Raw genomic sequence first — 21786 nt, 5'->3', positions numbered from 1 at the left:
CGAGGACCGGCCCCCCGCTGCTTCTTCCGTGCCGTGACCGCACGGTCGGGCTGGTGCAAAAGGGCCTCCCGGGCGGACGGCCCCGTGCCGCCCGCTGAGATCCGACACCCGTGGTTCGGGTGTCGGCCTGCTTGGCTTATGCCCTCGAACATGCGCCACCATGCCAGGGCATATGACGGCGCGCCGGTGAACTCCTTGTTACGACTTCCGTTACTTCCGCCCCTGACAACCCGCCAACGCTCCCCCGCCCCCCTCGGCAACCCTGGGGAACCGGCCGCGCCGGCTACGGCGTCAGCCGCCGTAACGGCGGTGGCGGGCCGCGTAGTCGCGCAGGGCGCGCAGGAAGTCGACCTTGCGGAAGGCTGGCCAGAAGACCTCGCAGAAGTAGTACTCCGCGTGGGCCGTCTGCCACAGCATGAACCCGGACAACCGCTGCTCACCGCTGGTACGGATCACCAGGTCGGGGTCGGGCTGGGCGCCGGTGTACAGGTGGCGGCTGATCAGGTCGACGCTGACGGAGTCTGCGAGGTCCTCCATCGAGGTGCCCTTGTCCGCCGCGTCCACGATCATCGAGCGGACCGCGTCGGCGATCTCCTGGCGGCCGCCGTAGCCGATGGCGACGTTGACCAGTATCCCGTCGACGTGCGCCGTGGACTCCTCGGCCTGCTTCAGCGCGGTCTGCACATGGGAGGGGAGGATGTCGGGGGTGCCGACGTGGTGGACGCGCCAGCGGCCGTCGGCGGCGAGGGTGCGCACGACGTCCTCGATGATGCCGAGGAGCGGGACGAGTTCGTCCTGGGGGCGGTCGAGGTTGTCCGTCGACAGCAGCCAGAGGGTGACGACCTCGACGTCCGTCTCGGTGCACCAGCCGAGGAACTCCTCGATCTTCTCGGCGCCGGCCCGGTGTCCGTGCTCGGTGGTGGAACCCGCGGCCTTCGCCCAGCGCCGGTTGCCGTCCATGATGACGCCGATGTGCTTGGGCACCTGAGCGTGGTCCAGGTGACCTTCCACCCGGCGTGCGTACAGCCTGACCAGAAGGCCGCGCAGCTTGTCGCGCAGGTTCACGTGATTGTCAGCCCCTCCGTACGGTGCGGTCCCCGCGGGGCGCAGCCTACCCCTGTGGGGCCTGGGCCGTTGAGCGGGGTGGGCGGAGACAGGGGGCGCGCGAGGGGGGAGGAAGGGGGAGCGGGAGGAGCGAGAGAGGGGCGGCGGAGGGAGCCGGAGGCACAAAAAAACGGGCCGGTCCGTGGGGGGGAGACGGACCGGCCCGAGGGGGGGGTTCCACCATAACCCTTCGTAAGGGATGCTGCGCGCATCAGCGCGCCACAACTACTCTCCGGAGTCGCCCGACGACGCCCCGATGGCCAGGGGAGGCGTCATTCATGGGTGACTCATGGCCGGAACACAGCGGATTCCCAGGAGGATGGGGAAGTTTACCGGGGAAAGCAGAGGTTTTGGGGCGACATGGGCCCCGGCCGATCACCCGCCCACCTGTCCCCCTGACGGGCTAACCCGACTGCGAACGCCACCTTGACGCGACCGGGCCGCGGGCGTCACCGCGCGGCCCCCTCCACTGCGCGGCGACGTCCACGCAGCTTTGCTCACGCGAATTGCCCGGGCTGGAACATACGCGAGGCGGGCAAGGGATGTGAACAGTTGGCGATAACGATGTGGAAACTCCGTGGAGACGGAGGGCGGAGGGAGTGGGGCTCCACGAGGGAGCCGGCGGGAGATCAGGGGCGGGTCGGGGGTGAGCCGAGGGCAGCGGGGCGACGAAGAGGTCGGGTTTGACCTCTTTGCGGCCTGCCGTCGACGCCATGGCCTGGAGGATCACTCGAGGATCAGCGGGCGTGCGGCTCCGCACGACGACTCGACCGACAGTTCCTGGCCAATTCGCCGACGAGCGGTCCGCATCCATGTGCCGTGCGGGACCGTACCCCTGAGGGGCGGTCAGCCGGTCGGCTTGCGGGCCTCGATGAGGTGCCGGGTGCTGTGCGCGACGAAGGGGCCGTCGGCCTCGATCCGCTCGTGCAGGGCGCGGAGCCGGGGCAGGGACGCCTTCACCGTGAAGCCCGGCACCATCCACACCACCTTGCGCAGGAAGTGGACGACGGCCGCGATGTCATGGAACTCGACCCGCAGCCGTTCCGCCCGCAGGTCGACGATCTCCAGCCCCGCCGCCTCGGCGTCGGCGCGCTCCCGGTCGGGGTGTCGGGCGCTGCTCGCCGCCGCAGGCTGCGGCCCGAGGAAGTACTCGACGAGCTCGAAGACGCTGCGCGGGCCGACGTGCTGGGCGAAGTACGTCCCGTCGGGGCGGAGCACGCGGGCGATCTCGCCCCAGAGGGGGCGGACCGGGTGCCTGCTGGCGACCAGGTCGAAAGTGGCGTCCGCGAAGGGCAGCGGGGCGTCCTCCGGGGACACGACGACCGCGATGCCGCGCGGGCGGAGCAGAGCGGTGGCCTTGGCGACGTTCGCCGGCCAGCCCTCGGTGGCGACGGTGAGGACGGGCGCGGCGGGGGCGGCCCGGCCGAGGGCGAAATCCAGAACCTCGCCTCCTCCGGTCTGCACGTCGAGCGCAGCGCTCGTGGCCGCCGCCAGCCGGTCGGCCAGCTTCGCCGCGTATCCCCAGGAGGGCCGCGCCTCGGTGGCGCGCCCTTCGAACCAGGAGAAGTCCCACCCTTCGGTGGGGACGGCTGCCCCTTCGGCGAGGAGGTCTTCGAAGGTCCTGTCATTCATGGAGTACGTCATACCTCAGGAGGGCCACTCCGTTCCCGAAGATTTTGGACTCGGTGAGGTGCAGAGGGGTCAGGGCGGCGGCGGTGCCCGGGAACAGGGGTGTGCCGCGGCCGATGAGGACGGGGTGGACGTAGAGGCGGATCGCGTCGACGAGGCCGTGGCGGAGGAAGGAGGCGGCGAGGTCGGCGCCGCCGAGCCCCAGGTCGCCGCCCGCCTGCTCCTTGAGGGCGTTGACCTCCTCGGGGACGACGTCCCGCACGATCGTCGTGTTCCAGTCGGCGTGCTGGAGGGTGCGGGAGTAGACGTACTTCGGGATGTTCCGCCAGATCTGGGCGAAGTCGGCGACCGGCGCGGAGGCTTCGGGCTCGGCGTCCGCCGTGGGCCAGAACCCGGCCATGAGGTCGTGGGTGACGCGTCCGCTGAGGATGCCGCCGAGCTGCCTGACGGCGTCGTTGGCGTTGCGGTGCACTTCGTCGTCGACCCGGTGCCAGGAGATGTCATGGTCCGGGCCCTCGATGTATCCGTCCAGGGACACCGACATCATCAGCACGATCTTCCGCATACGACGGCCACCTCTTCGTGTCCCGACCTGCCCGGCTCGCTACCGTGCAGAGGGTAACGACGCGGCTGAGGGGAGACGGGGATGGCGCGCTGGCGGGACGGGCGGGGAGAGCTCGTGGTGGTGGGCGGGGAGGACGGCGACCTCGGTGGCTTCGGTGACATCGGCGGCCTCCGCGTTCCGGTGGAGATCGCCGCCTCCTACCGGGCCCGTACGAAGGGGCTGCTCGGGCGGGACTCCGTCGCCGGGATGATGCTGCTGTCGCCGGCGGGCAGCGTGCACACCTTCGGTATGCGGATGCCGATCGACGTCGCCTATCTCGACCGGCGGCTCACCGTCATCGCCGTACGCACCATGCCGCCGGGGCGGCTGGGGTTGCCCCGGCTGCGGTCGCGGCATGTGCTGGAGGCGGCGGCCGGGGCGCTGGAGGGGTGGGGGGTGCGGGCCGGGGTGCGGGTGGAGGTGCGGGTCAGCTCGCCGTCCGCGGGAACGTGACCTCGACGCGGCGGTTCTTCTTGCGGCCCTCTTCCGTGGAGTTGTCGGAGATGGGGTACTGCTCGCCGTAGCCGCGGACCTCGAAGGTGATGTCCGGGTCGTTCAACTCCCCCGCCAGTTCGGCCTGGACGGCGTCCGCGCGCTGCTTCGACAGGACGTCGCCGTGGGCGGAGGAGCCCAGGTCGTCCGTGAAGCCGAAGACGCGGACCACGCTGGTGTGCTGCTTCTTGATCTCGGCGGCGATCGTGCCGATACGGGCCTGCGCCTGCGCACCGAGTTTCGCGCTGTCCTTGCCGAAGAGGACCTCGGCCTGGAGGGCGAACGTCACGTCCGCGTTGGTGTCCTCCCGCCGTTCGTCCCCCGTCTCGTCCTCGACGACCTGCTTGATGTCCAGCACCTTGGGCTCGGCGAGGGTGCCGCCCTCCGGGAGCTTGAGGTCGGGGTCGTTGGCGTCGACCTCCACGGGGGCGGAGGCGGTGGGTTCGGTGCCGGGCGGGACGCTGGGGGTGGTGTCGGCGTGGGCGGCGGGGGCCATGCCGATGATCACGAGGGTGGCCGTGGCCACCGCCAGAGTGAGCCGTGGGGTCATGGCCGTCCTCACCCGGAGATCTTGATGACCCCGCTGGGGAACAGCGGGAGTTGGAAGGTGACGTCGGTCGAGCTCGCGGGCGGCGCGGGGAACTGGAGGAAGACGTCGATGGAGTCCCCGGCCTTGAGGGTCGAGAAGCCCGTGGTCGTCAGGGGGCGGCCGTCGGTGTCGCGGAGGACGTAGTAGCGCTTCTTGCTCTTGGAGTCGACGAGGGTGGCTCCGCCGAGGGACAGTCCGTTGTTGATGATCTCGGTCTCGTTGCCGCTCAGAGCGGACGGGATCACCGCTTCCGTCCCGCTGTCGTTCTTCAGGGCGCCGTTGACGGTGACGAAGCCGCCCGAGTCGCGCACGGCTGACGTGATCTGGAGCAGCAGCCCGCTCGGGCCCTTCAGTTCGGCGAGCGGTGCCTCGGACTGCCCTTCCTGGGTGTTCGGCTGCGATCCACCGGTCTTGGAGGCGGACGACGAACTCCGCGGTTTCTTGTCGTCGTCGCCCCCGCCACCACCGCAGGCAGCCGCGCCGAGGGCCAGCCCGGACACGACGGCCAGCGCGACCATCCCCCTGCGGGCTTTCGCCGTGAACCGCATGCTCATCACTCCGCTTCCTTCACCGCTTGTCGTTCGCGCGTCAGTCGTTGGTCAGGTGGACGTCGAAGAGGTCCTCGGGCCCCGGCAGACCGGCAGGGTCTGCCGGATCCGGGTCCCACTCCACCCCGTCCTCGCAGGTGAGCTTCGGAAGTGCGCCGGCCTCGGGGGGCTCGGGGGCCTGGGGGGGCTCGGAGGGCTCGGAGGGCTCGGCGGGCTCGGCGGGCTCGGCGGGCTCGCTCGGGAGGACGAAAGTGCACAGCGGATCGATCACGGCGGTGGCATCGGCGTGTGCCCGTATGCCCGCCGTACCGGGCACGACCGACTCCCCGACGGTCTTGTTCGTCTGAGCCCTGACGGTGTAGCCGAGAGGGCCGTCCGGGTCGCAGGCAGCCTTCGCGTCGTTCATCGACGCCAACTGGTAGGCCCGCCCACACGCGTTGTCCGCCCCCTCGCCGTGGAAGATGCCCTGCCACTTCGTCGGGTCGCTGACGTCCAGCACCCACAGGTCCGCCAGTTGGTCCCGGGTCTCCTGCGCCGCCGCCAGTGCCGCCGCGTCGGCCGCCGTCTGGGCGCCGTTGCGGTTCACCGCTGCCTGGCCGACCGCGAAGTACGCGAACGCGAGGAAGAGCAGGCCCGCCACCACCGTGATGTAGATGGGGAAGACCTGCCCTGAGTCGCCGTGCGCGCGAAGACGGAGTCGTGTCAGGGAGCCACCTTGGTGATCTGGGCCCTGAGCTTGTCGACGATCGTCTGTCCCAGGTTCGTGTTCGCGATGAGGACGACGATCGCCACCACGACCGCGATGATGCCCAGGTACTCGACCGCGGTCTGCCCCTTGTCGCCTGCGGCGCGGCGGCGTACGGCGCGTGCCGTCGTGTTCGTCCAGCCGCTCACCCGGACCTTGGCCGCGACGGCGGTCTTCAGCAGCAGGTCGCTCATGGCGTTCCTCTCCATCGGTGGCGTCACCGGCACCGTATGGCCGGACGGCCGTCTCGGAGAAGGGTCCCCGGGCCCAATGGCGGGCCCAGTCGGAGGTACGGCGGGGTCTCATGAAGTCACCGCCGTTCCCAGCCACTTGGCCGTGGCCTCGGAGCGGGTGGTGCTGTGCAGCTTGGCGAAGATGCGGTTGATGTGGTTCTTGACCGTCTTCTCGCTGATGAAGCAGGTGGCGGCGATCTGCTGGTTGTTCATGCCCGACGCGATGAGGTCCATGATCTCCGCCTCCCTCGCGCTGAGTGGGAACTTCGCCCTGCCTACCGACGTCGACTGTCCCACAGTTGATTGCAACTGCGAAAGCCGTTCCGTGGAAGTCGGGGAAAATAGGCGAGTTGAGTCCGCTTTGACGTGTGCAGTCGCATCGGATTGGAGGTGTGCCAGTACTGCCGTCGCCGCCGTGGGGGTGAAGTGGGCGCGGCCCCGTGTGACGTCCCGCACCGCCGACACCAGTTCCTCCACGGTGAACTCCCCGTGCACCAGATAGCCCCCCGCCCCGCCGCGCAGCGCCGCCTGGACGATCTCGGCCTCGTGGCTGTACGTCAGCATCACGACGCGGGCGATCCGCGCGAGGTGGGGAAGGGCGGCGAGGCCGTCCACGCCGGGCATGCGGACGTCCAGGAGGACGACGTCGGGGCGGTGGCGGAGGGCGGACTCGTAGGCCTCGCGGCCGTCCGCCGCCTCCGCGACGACCGTCGTGTCCTCGCGGCCGGAGAGGAGGGCGGTCAGGCCCGCGCGGACGACCGGGTTGTCGTCGGCCACGATCACGCGCACGGGGGCGGGCCGGGGCGGCGGGGGGAACAGCGGCTGCACGGCGTCGGGGTGGGGGTGGGGGTGGGGGTGGGGGTGGGGGTGGGGGTGGGGGTGGGGGTGGGGGTGGGGGTGGGGGTGGGGGTGGGGATCGGCGTGAGGGTGGAGCGGTCGGTCCGGCATCAGGCGGCCTCCTCTCGGGGCGGGGCGGGGTACGGAGTCGTGGTCGTGGGCGGGGTCGGCAGGGTTGAGGTGGTGAGCGCGGCCAGCGGGAGTTCCACTCGCACCTCGGTGCCCTGGGCGTCGGGGCCGGGGCCGGGACTGGGGCCGATGTGGATGCGGGCGCCGATGGAGGCGGCTCGCTCCACCATGCCGACCAGGCCGAAGTGGCCGGTGCGGCGGAGTTGTTCGAGGGTGGTGCCGGGCGGGAGGCCGCGGCCGTCGTCGCGGACGCTGAGGGTGAGGAGTCCGCCGGTCATGGCAGCGCGTAACTCGACGTGGGTCGGGGCCGCGTGGCGGTGGGCGTTCTCCAGGGCCTCCGAGGTGATGGTGAGGAGCTGGCGGGCCACGGCGGGCGGGACGGAGAACGGTGCCCCCTCGCCGAGGGGGCGGTCGTAGGTGGTGACCGGCAGGCCGGTGCGTTGCGTGAAGTCGTGGGCGGTGGAGGCGAGTTCGGGCAGGAAGTCGGTGCCGGGGGCCGGGTCCGGATCGCGGCGCAGGTCGGTGAGGAGTTCGCGGGACTCGGCGGCGGCGCGGCGCGCGGCGCGGGCGACCAGTTCGGCGTGTTGCCGTACCCGGGCCGGGTCCATGCCGGGTGCGCCCGCCGACTGGGCCAGGGCGTCCGCCGCGAGGGCCACGCCGTGCAGGGTCTTGGCCACCGAGTCGTGCATCTCGCGGGCCAGCCTGGCGCGTTCGGCGGCGACCGCCTCGGTGACGGCCAGCCGGGCCTTGACGGTGGTCAGGGCCTGGGTGGCCGTGCCGAAGCGGAGCATGAGCTGACGCAGGGCCGAGCCGACCGCGCCGGTGATCACGCAGAAACCCGGCAGCAGCAGCCGTTCGGCCGGCCCCGCCCCCGACTCGTGCACGAGGGTCGCGTGCACCAGCAGCAGGATCAGCGACTGGAGGGAGGCGAAGCAGGCGGCGCCCCGCCAGCCGTAGACGATGCCGGCGAGGAGCGGGGTGCAGACGCTGACGTAGGCGAGCGTGGTGTCCGGGCCGGCCGAGATCAGCAGCAGGGTGCCGAACAGGGTGTCCGCGGCCAGGAGGGAGGGGTGGCGCAGGAGGAGGGGGCCGAACCGTTCCCAGTCGCGGAAGAGGACGTACGAGCCCATGAAGGTGACGACCACGGCCGCGCCCACCAGGCGGACGCTCATGCCCGGGGCGGCGTTGAGGAGGGCGGCGGGCGCGGCGACGGCGATCATGGCCAGCCGGAAACCGAAGACCTGCCGGCACATCGCCTGGAGGGCGTTGACCTGGAGGGAGAGGGGGGCTCCGCCCACGGTTGCCGGGCTGTCGGTCGCCCAGCCCTCGTCTGCCTGGCCGCCGGCGGCCCGGCCCGCGGCGGGCCTGCCGTCAGTCGCCCAGCCGCCGGCTGCCGGAGCGTAGGCCGCCCGACCATCGGTCACCCGGCCGTCCGTCGCCCAGCCCTCGTCTGCCTGGCCGTCGGCTGCCCGGCCCTCGGTCACCGGGCCCTCGGCCGCCCCGCCGCGAGTCACCCGGCGGTCGGTCACCCGGTCGTCGACCGCCTGACCGTCGGTCTCGCTGCCGTCGCCGCGGCGGTAGCGGCGGCGCCGGCGGCCCGGGCGGGTTTCCGTGGTGATCGTCATGACCGTCCGTCCTGGCCCTAGTCGCCCGTGATCGAGCTGAAGTCGGTGCCGGAGCCGAGGAGCATGCCTGCGCCGAGGAGGAGCATCGTGGCCGGGACCATGAACGTCGTGATCATCAGCGTGGCCTTGGGGACCGCGCGGGCCGCCTTGCGGCGGGCGTTCTGCGCGTCCGTGCGGCGCATGTCCTTGGCGATGGCGACGAGCGTGTCGACGATCGGCGCGCCCAGCTCCTCGCCCTGCTGGAGCGCGGTGACGAACATGGCGACCTGCTCGGAGTCGTTGCGGCGGCGCAGTTCCTGGAAGGCCTCGCGGCGGCTCACGCCGAGGTCCATCTGACGCAGGGTGATCCGGATCTCGTCCGCCCACGGGCCCTCGTACCGGGACGCGACCCGGTCGAGGGCCTGGCGGAAGCCGAGGCCCGCGCTCACGACGACGGCGAGGACGTCGAGGAAGTCCGGCAGGGTCCGTTCGATGGCGTCCTTGCGGACCCGGATCGCGGACCAGATGCCGACCTCGGACCAGAACGCGCCGAACGCGAGCATGAGGAGCGCGATGAAGAAGCTGCCCTGGAGCAGCGCGGCGAACGCGCCGAGGGCGCCGGTCCCGCCGTAGACCGCGCGCCGGGCCGCGTACCGGTCGATGGTCAGGCCGCCCGGGTTGCCCGCGAGGTCGATCCTGCGGCGGTAGCGGGTGACCTGCTTGGGGCCCATCAGCCGCAGGACGGCGGGGGCGTACCGCATGCCGAGGCGGTCGATGACCGAGCCCACGGCGCTGGTGCGGGTCGCCCCGACCTCCAGGGCGAGCGCGAGGTCGCTGGGCAGTTTCACGTCGGCCCGGTACATGCGGAGGCCGGCGAACATGCCCCAGACGCTGAGCCCCACGGCGAGTGCGAGCAGCAGTTCCATCCCCTGCGTCACCTCCTGCTCAGACGTCGATACGGGACATGCGGCGGATGAGGACGAAACCGACCGCGTAGAGGCCGAACGCGATGATCACGCAGGCCTGGCCGACGGTCGAGCCCGTCATCCGGTCCAGCGTGCCGCCCTCGACGCTGTTCATGAGGAACAACGCCCCGACCCCCAGCGCCGGTACGGCGTACGAGGTCATGTTCACCTGGGACAACTGTGTCCGCACCTCGCGTCGCGTCTCCTTGCGTTCCTCCAAAGTCTCCGTCAAGTTCCGCAGGGCGCCGACGACTTGGCCGCCGGCCCGGTTGGACAGGACCAACGTGGTGACGAGGACGACGAGTTCGCGGGAGGGGAGGCGGTCGGCGAGTTCGCCCAGGGCGTCGTCCATGGAGTGGCCGACCGCCAACTGGTTGGCGACCTTGGCCAGTTCCTCGCCCGCCGGGGCCTCCAGCTCCTCCGCCGCCATGCCGACCGCGGTGCGCAGCGCCAGGCCCGCGTGGGTGGCGTTGGCCAGGATGCGGGCCAGTTCGGGGAGTTGGTTGATGAACCTCTCGATGCGTTTCTGGCGTTGCCAGTTGAGGAACTGCCAGGCCGCCCAGACGCCCAGCAGGCCGGCGATCGGGCCGAAGAAGGGGGCCAGGGTGGCCTCGCCGACCATCCACAGGCCGGCCACCGCCGCCAGCATGGAGACGAGGAACTCGCCCGGCGTCACGTCCAGTCCGGTCGCCGCCAGTTTCAGTTCCAGCCTGCGGCCGGTCGTCGTACGGCGCAGCCGGCGGTCCAGGGCGCGGAAGTGGCGCCGGCGGCCGGTGCCGGGGAGCTGGCCGGTGTAGGAGAGCCGTTCCACCAGTTCCGCGCGCTGGGCCCGGCCCCTGGCGTAGGAGTGCAGGCCGGCGACGGCCAGGGTGCAGGTCAGCAGGGCCACGCCGGTGGTGAGGGTGATGAGCTCGTCGAGGTCCATGACTGCTACCGGGCTTCCCTTGTCGTCAGTTCGAGTGCGTCGCGCGCCACCCCGAACGCCTGCGGTATCGGCTGGCTCGCCATGTAGAGCCGGTCGGCGGTGCGGCGCGGCAGGGGGAAGTACTCGAAGACGCCGTGGATACGGCCGTCGGCGGTCATCGGCCGGGCGTTGAAGCGGGCGATCGTCGCCAGCCGGTACGGCTCGCCGCCGTGGCTGTCGAGCAGGGCGATCTCGGTGATGCGGCGGGCGCCGTCGGCGAAGCGGGTGAGCTGGACGACGACGTCCACGGCGCTGTTGATCTGGTCGTGCAGGGCGACGAAGGGGATCTCGACGTCCGACATCGAGGCGAGGGTCTGCAGGCGCATCAGGGCGTCCTCGGCGCTGTTGGCGTGGACCGTGGCGAGGGAGCCGTCGTGGCCGGTCGACATGGCCTGGAGCATGTCGAGCGACTCGCCGCCGCGGACCTCGCCGACCACGATCCGGTCGGGGCGCATCCGCAGGGAGTTGCGGACCAGGTCCCGGATGGTGATGCGGCCGTTGCCCTCCACGTTCGGGGGCCGGGACTCCAGGCGGATCACGTGGGACTGCTGGAGCTGGAGTTCCGCCGAGTCCTCGATGGTGATGATGCGTTCGCCTTCCGGGATCAGGCCGGAGAGGGCGTTGAGGAGCGTCGTCTTGCCGGTGCCGGTCGCGCCCGAGACGATCACGTTGAACTTCGCCTGCACCAGGCCCGCCAGCAGGTACAGCATCTGCTCGTCCAGCGAGCCGAAGCCCATCAGCTCGTGCAGGGTGAAGGAGCGCGGGAAGCGGCGGATGGTGAGGATGGGGCCGGTGAGCGACAGGGGCGGGATGATCACGTTGACGCGCTCACCCGACGGAAGCCGGGCGTCGACCATCGGGTTCGTCTCGTCGACGCGGCGGTTGACCGTCGAGACGATGCGTTCGATGGTCTGCATCAACTGGTCGTTCGACGCGAAGCGCAGCGGGAGTTGCTCCACCCTGCCGCCCCGCTCGACGAAGATCGTGTCGGGGCCGTTCACCATGATCTCGGTGATCGACGCGTCTTCGAGCAGCGGTTCCAGGATGCCGAGGCCCAGCGCCTCGTCGACGACGCGGCGGATCAACTGCGAGCGCTCCACCGTCGACAGCACGGGGCCCTCGCGGCTGATGATGTGCCCCAGCACCCGTTCCAGCCGCGCCCGGCGCTCGGCCGCCGCGAGCGAACTCATCTCGGCGAGGTCGATCTCCTCCAGCAGTTTGGTCCGGTAGGAGGAGACCATGTGGCCGTCCTCGCCCCGGCCGCCGTTCTCCTCGGGGGAGGTGATGCGTGCCCGCAGGCTCATCTCCGGTTCCTCCTCATGGACTTCATGGACTGCGTGGACTGCATGGACTGCATGGACTGCGTGGACTTCAGTGGTCGAGCGGCATGGTGGCCGTCTTGTGGGCCGTGCCGAAGGTGCCGATGCCGGGGATGACGGACGGGATGGTGACGGTGGAGGTGACCCGGACGTCGTCGCCGACGTACGCGGGTTCGCAACTCGCGTTCAGCCAACTGCTCGCCGCCCGTTGGCAGTCTCCCTGGTAGTCCTCGCGCAGCGCCGCGCTACGCGCCCCCGTCCGGGCCGCCGTCCCCGCCTGCTGCGCCGCGTACGCGATCAGGCCGAGCTGTACGGCGGCCAGGGCGACGAGGAGGAGGAGCGGCAGGAACCCCAGGTACTCCAGGGCGACTTGGCCCCGGTCGCGGTCGCGGTTCCGGTCCCGGTTCCGTCGACGGTGTCCGTGCGCCCCGTCTGCCCCATGCGCTCCATGCGCTCCGTGCGCTCCGTGCGCTCCGTGCACCATCTCAGCCGCCGTCCTCTTCCTCTACGGCGCCCGCGTGGCCGTGCACCGGGAACGGGAAGTCGATGAGGCCCGGGAAGAGGACAGGGACGTGGAGGGTGACGTCGGCCGTCACATAGCCGCTGCCGCCGCACTCCACCTCGGCGTTCCCCTTCCACGCGTCCCCCAGTTTGTCCAGGGCCGCCTGCTGGCAGACCCCGGGCCGCTGCCCCGGAGGCACCGCCGTCCCCGCCCGCACCGCCTCGTCGGCAGCATTCCCCGCGAGCGTGAACGTGTACCCCACGAGGACGAACTGCCACACCACCACCAGCGTCACGATGATCAGCGGTGTCATGCCGAGGAACTCGATGGTGACCTGGCCCCGGTCCTTCGTGAGACTCCGCTTCACGTCCCTCACGCATCTCACCCCCTACTCCTTCCGCCGCCGGAACCCGACCGCGCCCCGGTCCCCGGTCCGGGGCCGGGCCCGTCCCCCGCCCCGGCGTACCAACGCGCCCTCGGGTGCCTTGACCAGGCCCAGTTCGCCGGCGAGCGCCCACAGGGCCTGGCGGACGGTGCCCTTGCCGTCGAGGGCGTGGACGCGGCCGGCGTCCACGGCGGCCTGGAGTTCCTTGAAGTTCGCGGGGACCGTGGTCGCGGCGATGGCCGTGCCGGTGATCTTCTGGATCAGCGGGGGCTGGATCTCCGTGGCTCGGCTGTGCCGGTTGACGACGACGGTCGTCTCCTCGGCCTTGCGGATCTGCAGCCGGTCCCACATGCGGACGGTGCGTTTGGCGCCGCGGACGGCGACGACGTCGGGGGTGGTGACGAGCAGCGCGCGGTCGGCCATCTCCACGGCGGCCGCGCCGGCCCCGCTGAGCTGGGCGCCGCAGTCGACGACGACGACCTCGTAGCGGGAGCGCAGGGCGCTGAGGATCTGGCGGGCGGCGCGGTCGGTGACCTCCTCGCCGCGTTCGCCCTCGCCGGGGGCGAGCAGCAGGGCCACGCCGGTGTCGTGGCGGAAGACGGCCTCGGCGAGGATGCGGGGCGAGATGTCGGCGATGGCGGCGAGGTCGACGACCGAGCGGCGGAACTGGACGTCCAGGTAGGAGGCGACGTCGCCGGCCTGGAGGTCGAGGTCGACGAGCGCGGTGGGGTGGCCCGACGCCTGGGCGGCGAGGGCGAGTTGGACGGCCGTGAGGGTCGCGCCGACGCCTCCCTTCGCGCCGCTGACGGTGACGACGGTGCCGCCGACGCCGGTGAACACGTCGGCGCCGTGCCCGAGATGGCGTCGTACGCCGACCGACCACTGGGCGACGGCCTGGACACGGTTGGCGAGATCCTCGTAGCTCAGCGGCAGGGTGACCAGGCCGCGGGCGCCGGAGTCCATGGCGGCGGCGAAGAGGCCGGGGCCGATGTCGGTGGTGACGAGGATGACGCCGACCGCCGGGAAGCGCAGGGCGACCTCGCGGACCAGCTCCAACGCCGGTACGGGGCCGATGCGTTCGTGGACGACGACGACCTCGGGCAGTTCGTCGACCGACTCGGCGGCCTGCCGCGCGAGGGTGTCGACGAGCTGGGTGGAGTCGGTGACCGGGGCGAGCGGTTCGGCGTCCGGGAGCTGGCTGAGCAGGGTGGTGAGGGAACGGACCGCGTCCGCGTCGCCGACGGCCGGGAGGATCCTCGTGGGCATGGGCGGCGGCCTCTCACTTGTCCGTGGTGAGTTCGTACGTACGGTCCTTGTCGGGGACCGTGGTGTCGCCGCCGGGTGCGACGAGCGCGAGGCGGACGCGCTTGGCGAACGACTCGGCGTAGGTGATGCGCTGGGCGTCGAGGGTGGACAGCGCGAAGGTGATGGGGACGGCCTCGGTGGCGGACCGGGTCCGGTCGCTCGAGTCGGGTTCGAGCGGCGTCAGTTCGCCGACGTCGAGGACCCGCGCGTTGGTGACGATGATCTTCGACTGGTCGGGGTCGCTCGCGCGGGCGCCCTCGAAGGTGGCGTACACGTTGACGGACGAGCCCGGGGTGATCTTGCCGGCCACGCCCGTGGCCGCGTCGATCATGATGGCGACCTCCTGCTGACCCGGCTGCAGGGCGGGCTGGTCGACGATCATGTCGCTCTGCAGCAGGGAGCCCTGCTTGAGCGTCGTCACGGCGATCTTGCCGCGGATGGCGGCGAGGTCGGTGACGGCGTTCTCCGACAGCCAGCGCTCCGGCATCTCTATCTTCTTGAACTGGCCCGCGTTCAGGGTGGTGTAGGGCGCCACGTCGGAGCGCAGCTCGTACGCGGTGACCTCGGGGCCGACCTTGGACTTCACGTCGTCGATGACGGAGAGGACGCCGGCGAAGGCGCCGAGGGCGCACAACACCGACAGAAGCAGGAGAATCACGCCGCGGCGCTGACGGGAGTTCATGAGCCGTGCAACCTCGTCGGGGGTCGGGGGTCGGGTCTCGAACGGACGGGAACGGGCAGGCGGGGCACGCTGGTTCAGCCGCCCTCGGTGAGCGCGCGGGCCGGTGGGGCGGGTCGGGCGGTGAGTTCGGAGGCGGGCGGCGGGGTCGCGGAGCAGAAGACGCAGCGGTCGCCGATGACGTCGATGCCGCACCAGTGGCAGAGGCTCTGCCGGACGGAGGTGACCAGTTGGTAGAGGACCGACAGGTCGGGCAGATAGCCGCAGAACTCGATCGCCCGGCCGGTGCCCCACCAGTCGGCGGACTCGGCGGGCAGCGTCGTCTCCCGCAGCCCCTGCACCTTCCAGGCCGGGGCGAGGGTGTCGGTGACCCAGTCGGACTGCAACTGCCCCCGGGCGACGAGCATCCACGTACCGAACTCGGGCCCCGGCAGCACGACTTCGGGACCCGCCTTCACCATGTCCGCCTGCGGATGGGCCAGCACACCGAACTGACTACCCGGAACCCACGACCTGGCATGCGCCTTCAGCCCGACGACCGGAACACGGTCGAGACGGGCGACGGACCCGAGGAGCGCGCCCGCGTGCAGATAGTGGGTGAGCAGCCGGCCCGCGGAGGCGAGGACGCCGGGGCCGAGGTCGCAGGAGGCGAGCTGACGCAACTGCCGGGCGAGGACGGCGACGGCGAGCGGGGGCAGTTCGGGCCGCAGCAGCGCGATGCGGTCGCTCTCCAGGAGGGAGCGGATGGTGTGCAGCCGCTGCTCCACGGCGGCGGGCACGGCCCGCGAGTACACCACGATCACATGCCCGTACTGCTCGACGAGGGCCTGCACGGCGGCGAGGGCCTCCTCCAGCGGCTGCCGGTCGAGGTCGGCGAGGACGGCGGCGGGCAGGGTGCGCTCGTCCTGGGGCGGCAGCGCCAGATCCGCTCCGGTCACGGCAATGGCAGTTGGCACGCGCAGCTCCCCGATTCCCGCGGTCCGGCCCACCGGCGTTACTCCGGTGCGCCGGGGTGACTTCATTGCGTGACTACCTCAGAACTGTATCCACGCCCCTGTGGACGGAGAACAGCTTTCGGTGACTGGCAAGCAACCGTTCTTAGCGCAAATCATGGCAACTCGGGGCAGGTTAGGCGCGCCCGCCTCCACCGCCCCTCCACAACCGGGCCTCTTGGCAACAGAATTGGCCTGGACCAACGTACTGTCATGCCCCCATGAAACGAACGGCACGGCTCTGGGCAGGAGCCGCGGGCGCCATGGCCGCCATCCTCGCCCTGTCCATGACAAGCGCGGCTCAGGCGTCCGCCGCGGACCTGAACAACGCCAAGAACACCGGCTTCGAGTCCGGACTCGCCAACTGGACCTGTTCGGCGGGCAGCGGCACGACCGTCTCGTCCCGGGCGCACACCGACGCCGCCGCGCTGAGGGCGACACCGGCCGGACAGGACAACGCCCGGTGCGCCCAGACCGTGGCCGTGAAGCCCAACTCGACGTACACGCTGAACGCCTGGGTCCAGGGCGGTACACGTACCTGGGTGTGACCGGCACGGGCACAACGGACGTCTCGGACCTGGACGCCGGACTCGTCGACATGGAAGCAGCTGTCGACCACCTTCACCACGGGCGCGTCGACCACCTCGGTGAGTACACCCACGGCTGGTACGGCCAGGCGACGAACTTCGCGAACTCGGTGTACACCCTGATGCAGACGTACGGCTTCGACGGCTTCGACATCGACCTGGAGACATGTGGGAGGCGTGCGAGAAGGACCCGCGCGGATGCCGGGTTGCCGGCACCGAGGGTGGCCGACCCCGGTCGGTTCCGGGTCTCGTAGAAGCGATGGGTGGTGGATAAGCTTTGTGGGGTTCCTGACAACGTGTTAGCTACGCTACGACGGGGGTTGTCATGTCCGAGGTAGAGGTGGTCGTCGGCCAGGTTGTGCCGGTGATCAGCGCGGCGGTGGTCGCGTACGGGGCTGCGGTGCTCACCCGGGCGCAGGAGGCGGCGGCGGACGCCACGGCAACCCTGGGCCGACGGTTCTGGGCGATCCTGCGCAGCGCCCCGCAGTCCGAACCGCTGGAATCGGCCGTGACCGACCTCGCCGCCGCAGGCGGGGACGACCCGGACGCGGTGGCGGCCTTGCGCCTGCAGGTCCGCAAGATCCTGGAGCGGAACCCGGAGCTTGTCACCGAGCTGGCCGGGATACTGCCGCCCGCCGCGCAGGCCGGCGCGACCGGTACCAGGGCGGTCGCCATCGCCGGGAACAACAACGCGCCGATCTCCACCGGTGACAATTCCCCGATCTGGAACGCGCGATGAGCGCGGCCGGGCCGCCCTCAGACCCGGATTTCGGCCCGTCCTCTGCCCCTTCCTCCGACCCGGGCTCCGACCCAGAAGCCCCCGTGTCCCAGGAACCGGGCGCGTGTCCGGGTGAGCGGTCGGTCACCATCGGCGGTGACAACAACGCGCCGATCACCACGGGGGACAATTCGCCGGTCCATCACACCACCGTGACCCCGAGGCCACTGACACCGGCCGCCGAACTGTCGGCGACCGCCAGGCCCGTGGGACTCCCCGCCCGCGTCTGGGGGTTCGTGGGACGCGGCGAGGAGCTGGCCGGTCTGGAGCGTGCGCTGGCAAGCAGCGGGCCTGGGGTGGTGGTGCAGGCGGTGCACGGCCTGGGGGGCATCGGCAAGAGCGCACTGGCAGCCGAGTATGTGCGGCTGCACGCGCGAAAGTACACACAGGTGGTGTGGATCAGCGCCGAGACCACGACCAAGCTCGAGGCGGGCCTGCAGGGCTTCGCTGACAAACTCGACCCCCAACCCAAGTCCGCCGTCCTGCCCTCCGAGGTGCTGGTCGAGCGTGCGAAGGAGTGGCTGGCCACCCACGACGGATGGCTGCTGGTATTGGACAACGTCAACGCCCGGGGCGACATCAGCGCACTGCTGAACGATCTGGACACCGGGACGGGCCGGTTTCTGATCACGAGCCGCAGGGCGATCAACTGGAACCTCATCGGCGCTACGGTCGTACGCTTGGGCGTGCTCAAGCCGGACGAGGCCCTCGCCCTGCTGGCCGCCACCATCGGCACCACGCCCGACACCCTGGACGGGGGCGCCGAGCTCTGCGAGGAACTGGGGCACCTGCCGCTGGCCATCGCCCAGGCCGGGGCATACATCGCACAGAACCAGCCCCAGAACCCACCCGGTGCCCGCGACTATCTGTCTCAGCTGGCCGACCACCCGGCCCCCCTGTACGCGCGCGGAGACGAGGACACCGACTCCGAGCGCACGATCGCCCGGATCTGGCACATCACCCTGGACCGGCTGACCGAGAACACCCCGCTCGCCGGGGAAATCCTGCGGGTACTGGCGTGGTACGCCCCCGACGCGATCCCCACCAGTCTGCTCGACCCCCTGGCCCCCCAGCCGGACCTGGGCGAGGCGATCGGGAAGCTGGCCGCCTACAACATGCTCACCTACACCCCGGCCGACCGCACCGACCCACAGACCTTCGACCGTCTGGCAGTCCACCGCCTGGTACAAGCCGTCACCCGCAACCCCGACCCCGACGACCCGCACCGCCTCCCCACCGCGATCGCCCAGGCCCGCGACCAGGCCGCCGCGCTGCTGAGAACCGCCCACCCCGAGGACCCGGAGGACCCGGGGACCTGGACCGCGTGGCGACGCCTGACCCCGCACATCGACGCCCTGGCCGACCATGCCACCCCCGACACCGACACCATCGACACGCTTCTCGTTCTGGCCCAATCGGGCAGCTTCCTCCACAACCAGGGAAGCCTGGCCCGCGCGACCACCCTCCTGCACCGCGCACACGACGGTTGCCATCAGGAACTGGGCGCGGACCACCCCGCCACCCTGGCCTGCCGCAGCAGGCTCGCCGGCGTTTACGACTCGGCGGGAGATCTGGGCCGGGCCCTCCCCCTGTTCAAGCAGATCCTCGCCGACCGGGTGCGGTTACTGGGTGAGGACCACCCCGACACCCTGGCCTCCCGCAACAACCTCGCCACCGCCTACGTGTCGGCGCGGGATCTGGGCCGGGCCATCCCCCTGCTGGAGCAGACCCTCGCCGACCAGTGCCGGGTGCTGGGTGAGGCCCACCCCGACACCCTGGCCTCCCGCGGCAACCTCGCGACCACCTACAACTCGGCGGGGTATCCGGGCCGGGCCATCCCCCTGCTGGAGCAGAACCTCGCCGACCGGGAGCGGGTACTCGGCACCGACCACCCCGACACCCTGACCTCCCGCGGCAACCTCGCCAGAGCCTACGAGCGGGCGGGGGATTCGGCCCGGGCCCTCCCCCTGTTCAAGCAGAACCTCGCCGACCGGGCGCGGTTGCTGGGTGAGGACCACCCCAACACCCTGAACTCCCTCAACGCCCTGGCCGGCGCCTACGTGTCGGCGGGGAATCCCGCTCGGGCCGTCCCCCTGCTGGAGCAGACCCTCGCCGACCGGGTGCGGGTGCTGGGTGAGGACCACCCCGACACCCTGAACTCCCGCAACGCCCTGGCCGGCGCCTACGTGTCGGCGGGGAATCCCGCTCGGGCCGTCCCCCTGCTGGAGCAGACCCTCGCCCACCGGGTGCGGTTGCTTGGTGACGACCACCCCGACACCCCGGCCTGCCGCAACGACCTCGCCACCGCCTACCAGGCCGCGGGGGACGTGGGTCGGGCGGTCCCCCTGCTGGAACAGAACCTCGCCGACCGGGCGCGGCTGCTTGGTGACGACCACCCCGACACCCTGAACTCCCGCAACAACCTCGCCACCGCCTACCAGGCCGCGGGGGACGTGGGTCGGGCGGTCCCCCTGCTGGAACAGAACCTCGCCGACCGGGCGCGGCTGCTTGGTGACGACCACCCCGACACCCTGAACTCCCGCAACAACCTCGCCACCGCCTACCGGGCCGCAGGGATTCCTGGTCGGGCGGTCCCCCTGCTGGAGCAGACCCTCGCCGACCGCGTGCGAGTACTCGGCGCCGACCACCCCGACACCCTCGCCGTCCGCAACAACCTCACCGGCACCTACGTGTCGGCGGGGGATCCTGGTGGGGCGGTCCCCCTGCTGGAGCAGATGCTCGCCGCCCAGGTGCGGGTAGCCAGCGCCGACCACCCCGACACCCTGGCCGTCCGCAGCATGCTGGCCTACACCCACCTGTTGGCCGGGGATGTCGGCCAGGCCATCCCCCTGTACGAACAGATCGTCACCGACCAGTGCCGGGTGCTGGGTGAGGACCACCCCGAGACCCTGAACTGCCTCACCAACCTCGCCACCGCCCACCGGTTGGCGGGGGATCCGGGCCGGGCCCTCCCTGAGCTGGAGGAGGCCATCACTGAACTGGCCTCCCGAGACACCCTGGCCTTCCGCAACAGGCTCGCCGCCGTCTACGTGTCGGCGGAGGAGGTGGACCCGGACATCCCCCTGCTGGAACAGACCCTCACCGACCTGGTGCGGTTGCTTGGTGAGGAACACCCCGAGACCCTGACCTGCCGCAGCAGCCTCGCCTACGCCTTCCAGTCGACGGGGGATGCGGGCCGGGCCATCCCCCTGCTGGAGCAGAACCTCACCGACCAGTGCCGGGTGCTGGGTGAAGGCCACCCCTTGACGCTGGGCTCCCGCAACAACCTCGCCACCGCCTACCAGGCCACGGGACATCCGGCCCGGGCCATCCCCCTGCTGGAGCGGGCCATCACCGACCTGGTGCGGCTGGTCGGCACCGACGACCCCATGACGCTGGGCTCCCGCAACAACCTCGCCTACGCGTACCTGTCGGCGGGGGATCCGGGCCGGGCCATCCCCCTGCTGGAACAGATCATCACCGACCGGGAGCGGGTACTCGGCGCCGACCACCCCGACACCCTGACCGCCCGCAACAACCTCGCCGCCGCCCATCAGGCGGCGGAGGATCCGGGCCGAGTCGTCGCCGCGTACGGACGGAATGTCACCGACACCGAGCAGACGCTCGGCACCGACCGCCCGATGAAGGGGGCAGCCCGTAGAAATCGCGCCGCCGTATGGAACGCGTTGGCGGCGCGCTGGCGACGGTCTTGAGGTGACTGGGGACGAACGCCTGGTGCTGCTGAAGAAGCTGCGGGTGGCGAAGAAACTGGTCTGGTCGCGCGCGGTGTTCGACTCCTCCCATGTGCGGATGTGACACCGGCCATCGGTGACCGGACGGTGATCACGTCCCCGCAGGTCGGCCTGTGCCAAAAGCTGGTCTCACAACGCCGTGTCAGAAGCCGGGTCGCAGCCGCGACGGCATGCGAGTCTACGACGCTGTCGCCCAGTACGCCCCCGTGCTCGCCCTCGGCAGCCGCGCCCACATCCGTGTCCCGCTTCGGGTCGTCGTCAGCGCCTTCAGCGCCGCCGAGCAGGACAACACCGCGACCCGTGCGAAGCCCGCCCTCACGATCGAGCAGCTGCGGGCCATCGCACTCAGCCCCCGGTGGGGGCCACCGAGGACTGACGGCCGGGGACCGCGGATGGACTGGCCCTCGGGCTCAGGCTCGGGCGGCGGCCAGCAGGGCCAGGATCTCCTTCGTCGTGCCCGGCTCGCCGATCAGCGGGAACAGGTACGACACGCTGTGCCGGTGCGCGTCCTCGTCGATGTCGGTCATCGCGTCGACCGCGAACGTGAGGTGGTAGCCGTGCTCGTGGGCGGCGCGGGCGGTGGACTCGACGCCGAGGCTGGTCGCGATGCCGCCGAGCACGATCTGCGTGACGCCCCGGCGGCGCAGTTGTACGTCGAGGTCGGTGCCGTGGAAGGCGCCCCAGTTCCGTTTGGTCACCAGGACGTCCCCGTCGTGGCCGGCGAGGGGTTCGACGACGGGGCCCAGGTCGTAGGGGCGGGCGCGGCCGCCGGCCAGTCGTACGGCCTCGCTGCGGCCGGGCACGGCGTCGGCGCCGTCGGGCGAGGTGGCCGTGCGCACCAGCACCACGGGGGCGCCGGCGGCGCGGAAGGCGTCGGCGAGTTCGGCGGCACGGGCCACCACGTCCACCGTCGGGTACGGCCTCGCGGCGGCGGCGAGCGTGCTGGTCTGGAGGTCGATCAGCACGAGCGCGGTCTTGTCGTCCAGCACGGTCACAGCCACGGCCGGGTACCTCTCCTAGGGGATCAGCAGCCTAGGAGAGGCA

The 21786-nt window shown here is 71.3% G+C and carries 21 protein-coding genes and 1 pseudogene; 4 read left to right on the top strand and 18 right to left on the bottom strand.

The genetic code is table 11. From position 1 onward, the window contains the following. Positions 1-291 precede the first annotated feature (291 nt). From OG352_RS27730 to OG352_RS27720, 3 genes are all read right to left on the bottom strand, one after another. Entirely contained in the window at positions 292-1065 is a 774-nt protein-coding gene (locus OG352_RS27730) for an isoprenyl transferase (RefSeq protein ID WP_329220610.1), read from the bottom strand. Between the two features lie 885 nt (positions 1066-1950). Next, positions 1951-2736, bottom strand: a complete 786-nt coding sequence (locus OG352_RS27725) for a methyltransferase domain-containing protein (protein WP_329220609.1) — start codon at positions 2734-2736, stop codon at positions 1951-1953. Beyond that, the gene (locus OG352_RS27720; RefSeq protein WP_329220608.1) at positions 2729-3298 is read right to left on the bottom strand and encodes a dihydrofolate reductase family protein; all 570 of its coding nucleotides are present in this window, start codon (positions 3296-3298) and stop codon (positions 2729-2731) included. The genes OG352_RS27725 and OG352_RS27720 overlap by 8 nt, the downstream gene beginning before the upstream one ends. A gap of 81 nt (positions 3299-3379) precedes the next feature. Here OG352_RS27720 and OG352_RS27715 point away from each other — a divergent pair, with 81 nt between their 5' ends. Further along, a complete protein-coding gene (locus OG352_RS27715; protein WP_329220607.1) occupies positions 3380-3790 on the top strand; it encodes a DUF192 domain-containing protein in 411 nt (136 codons plus the stop codon). Here OG352_RS27715 and OG352_RS27710 read toward each other — a convergent pair. From OG352_RS27710 to OG352_RS27645, 14 genes are all read right to left on the bottom strand, one after another. Continuing rightward, a complete protein-coding gene (locus tag OG352_RS27710; RefSeq protein ID WP_329220606.1) occupies positions 3765-4379 on the bottom strand; it encodes an OmpA family protein in 615 nt (204 codons plus the stop codon). The genes OG352_RS27715 and OG352_RS27710 overlap by 26 nt on opposite strands. An 8-nt stretch (positions 4380-4387) precedes the next feature. Further along, positions 4388-4972: a hypothetical protein gene (locus OG352_RS27705; protein WP_329220604.1), complete on the bottom strand. Its 585-nt coding sequence runs from the start codon at positions 4970-4972 to the stop codon at positions 4388-4390. A gap of 34 nt (positions 4973-5006) precedes the next feature. Next, positions 5007-5606: a pilus assembly protein TadG-related protein gene (locus tag OG352_RS27700; protein WP_329220602.1), complete on the bottom strand. Its 600-nt coding sequence runs from the start codon at positions 5604-5606 to the stop codon at positions 5007-5009. A gap of 62 nt (positions 5607-5668) precedes the next feature. Next, positions 5669-5905 carry a Flp family type IVb pilin gene (locus tag OG352_RS27695; RefSeq protein WP_329220600.1) on the bottom strand — a complete coding sequence of 79 codons (237 nt, stop codon included), beginning with the start codon at positions 5903-5905 and terminating at the stop codon, positions 5669-5671. A 108-nt stretch (positions 5906-6013) separates the two neighbouring features. Further along, a complete protein-coding gene (locus tag OG352_RS27690; RefSeq protein WP_329220598.1) occupies positions 6014-6892 on the bottom strand; it encodes a response regulator transcription factor in 879 nt (292 codons plus the stop codon). Next, the gene (locus tag OG352_RS27685) at positions 6892-8535 is read right to left on the bottom strand and encodes a sensor histidine kinase (protein WP_329220597.1); all 1644 of its coding nucleotides are present in this window, start codon (positions 8533-8535) and stop codon (positions 6892-6894) included. The genes OG352_RS27690 and OG352_RS27685 overlap by 1 nt, the downstream gene beginning before the upstream one ends. 17 nt (positions 8536-8552) lie before the next feature. Beyond that, complete coding sequence (locus tag OG352_RS27680; protein ID WP_329220595.1) at positions 8553-9440, bottom strand: DUF5936 domain-containing protein; 888 nt, start codon at positions 9438-9440, stop codon at positions 8553-8555. A gap of 19 nt (positions 9441-9459) precedes the next feature. After that, a complete protein-coding gene (locus OG352_RS27675; RefSeq protein WP_329220593.1) occupies positions 9460-10404 on the bottom strand; it encodes a type II secretion system F family protein in 945 nt (314 codons plus the stop codon). A gap of 5 nt (positions 10405-10409) precedes the next feature. After that, positions 10410-11747 (bottom strand): CpaF family protein, encoded by a 1338-nt coding sequence (locus OG352_RS27670; RefSeq protein ID WP_329220591.1) that lies wholly within the window; start codon positions 11745-11747, stop codon positions 10410-10412. Positions 11748-11814: 67 nt separating this feature from the next. Then, a complete protein-coding gene (locus OG352_RS27665) occupies positions 11815-12246 on the bottom strand; it encodes a TadE/TadG family type IV pilus assembly protein (protein WP_329220589.1) in 432 nt (143 codons plus the stop codon). Position 12247: 1 nt separating this feature from the next. Then, positions 12248-12577: a pilus assembly protein gene (locus tag OG352_RS27660; RefSeq protein WP_329223990.1), complete on the bottom strand. Its 330-nt coding sequence runs from the start codon at positions 12575-12577 to the stop codon at positions 12248-12250. Between the two features lie 75 nt (positions 12578-12652). After that, a complete protein-coding gene (locus tag OG352_RS27655; protein WP_329220587.1) occupies positions 12653-13915 on the bottom strand; it encodes an AAA family ATPase in 1263 nt (420 codons plus the stop codon). A 13-nt stretch (positions 13916-13928) separates the two neighbouring features. Beyond that, a complete protein-coding gene (gene cpaB, locus OG352_RS27650; protein ID WP_329220584.1) occupies positions 13929-14636 on the bottom strand; it encodes a Flp pilus assembly protein CpaB in 708 nt (235 codons plus the stop codon). Between the two features lie 74 nt (positions 14637-14710). Next, positions 14711-15589: a hypothetical protein gene (locus OG352_RS27645; protein ID WP_329220582.1), complete on the bottom strand. Its 879-nt coding sequence runs from the start codon at positions 15587-15589 to the stop codon at positions 14711-14713. A gap of 257 nt (positions 15590-15846) precedes the next feature. On the opposite strand from OG352_RS27645, the pseudogene OG352_RS27640 reads away from it, so the two are divergent. The 3 genes and pseudogenes from OG352_RS27640 to fxsT all read left to right on the top strand — a co-directional run. Continuing rightward, a pseudogene (locus tag OG352_RS27640) lies at positions 15847-16358 on the top strand (carbohydrate binding domain-containing protein); the annotation flags it as partial. Positions 16359-16537: 179 nt separating this feature from the next. Further along, on the top strand, positions 16538-16951 hold the full coding sequence (locus OG352_RS27635; RefSeq protein WP_329220580.1) for a hypothetical protein: 414 nt from the start codon (positions 16538-16540) through the stop codon (positions 16949-16951). An 83-nt stretch (positions 16952-17034) separates the two neighbouring features. Next, a complete protein-coding gene (gene fxsT / locus OG352_RS27630) occupies positions 17035-20703 on the top strand; it encodes an FxSxx-COOH system tetratricopeptide repeat protein (protein WP_329220579.1) in 3669 nt (1222 codons plus the stop codon). Positions 20704-21152: 449 nt separating this feature from the next. Here the strand turns inward: fxsT and OG352_RS27625 are convergent, their stop codons facing one another. Then, positions 21153-21743, bottom strand: coding sequence for an isochorismatase family protein (locus OG352_RS27625; RefSeq protein WP_329220577.1), 591 nt, complete (start codon positions 21741-21743; stop codon positions 21153-21155). Positions 21744-21786 lie beyond the last annotated feature (43 nt).

Origin of the sequence: Streptomyces sp. NBC_01485 (genome assembly GCF_036227125.1) — a bacterium.
GTDB lineage: Bacteria > Actinomycetota > Actinomycetes > Streptomycetales > Streptomycetaceae > Streptomyces.
Note: the sequence above shows the minus strand (reverse complement) of the source record. Positions and strands in the feature narration are given on the sequence as shown.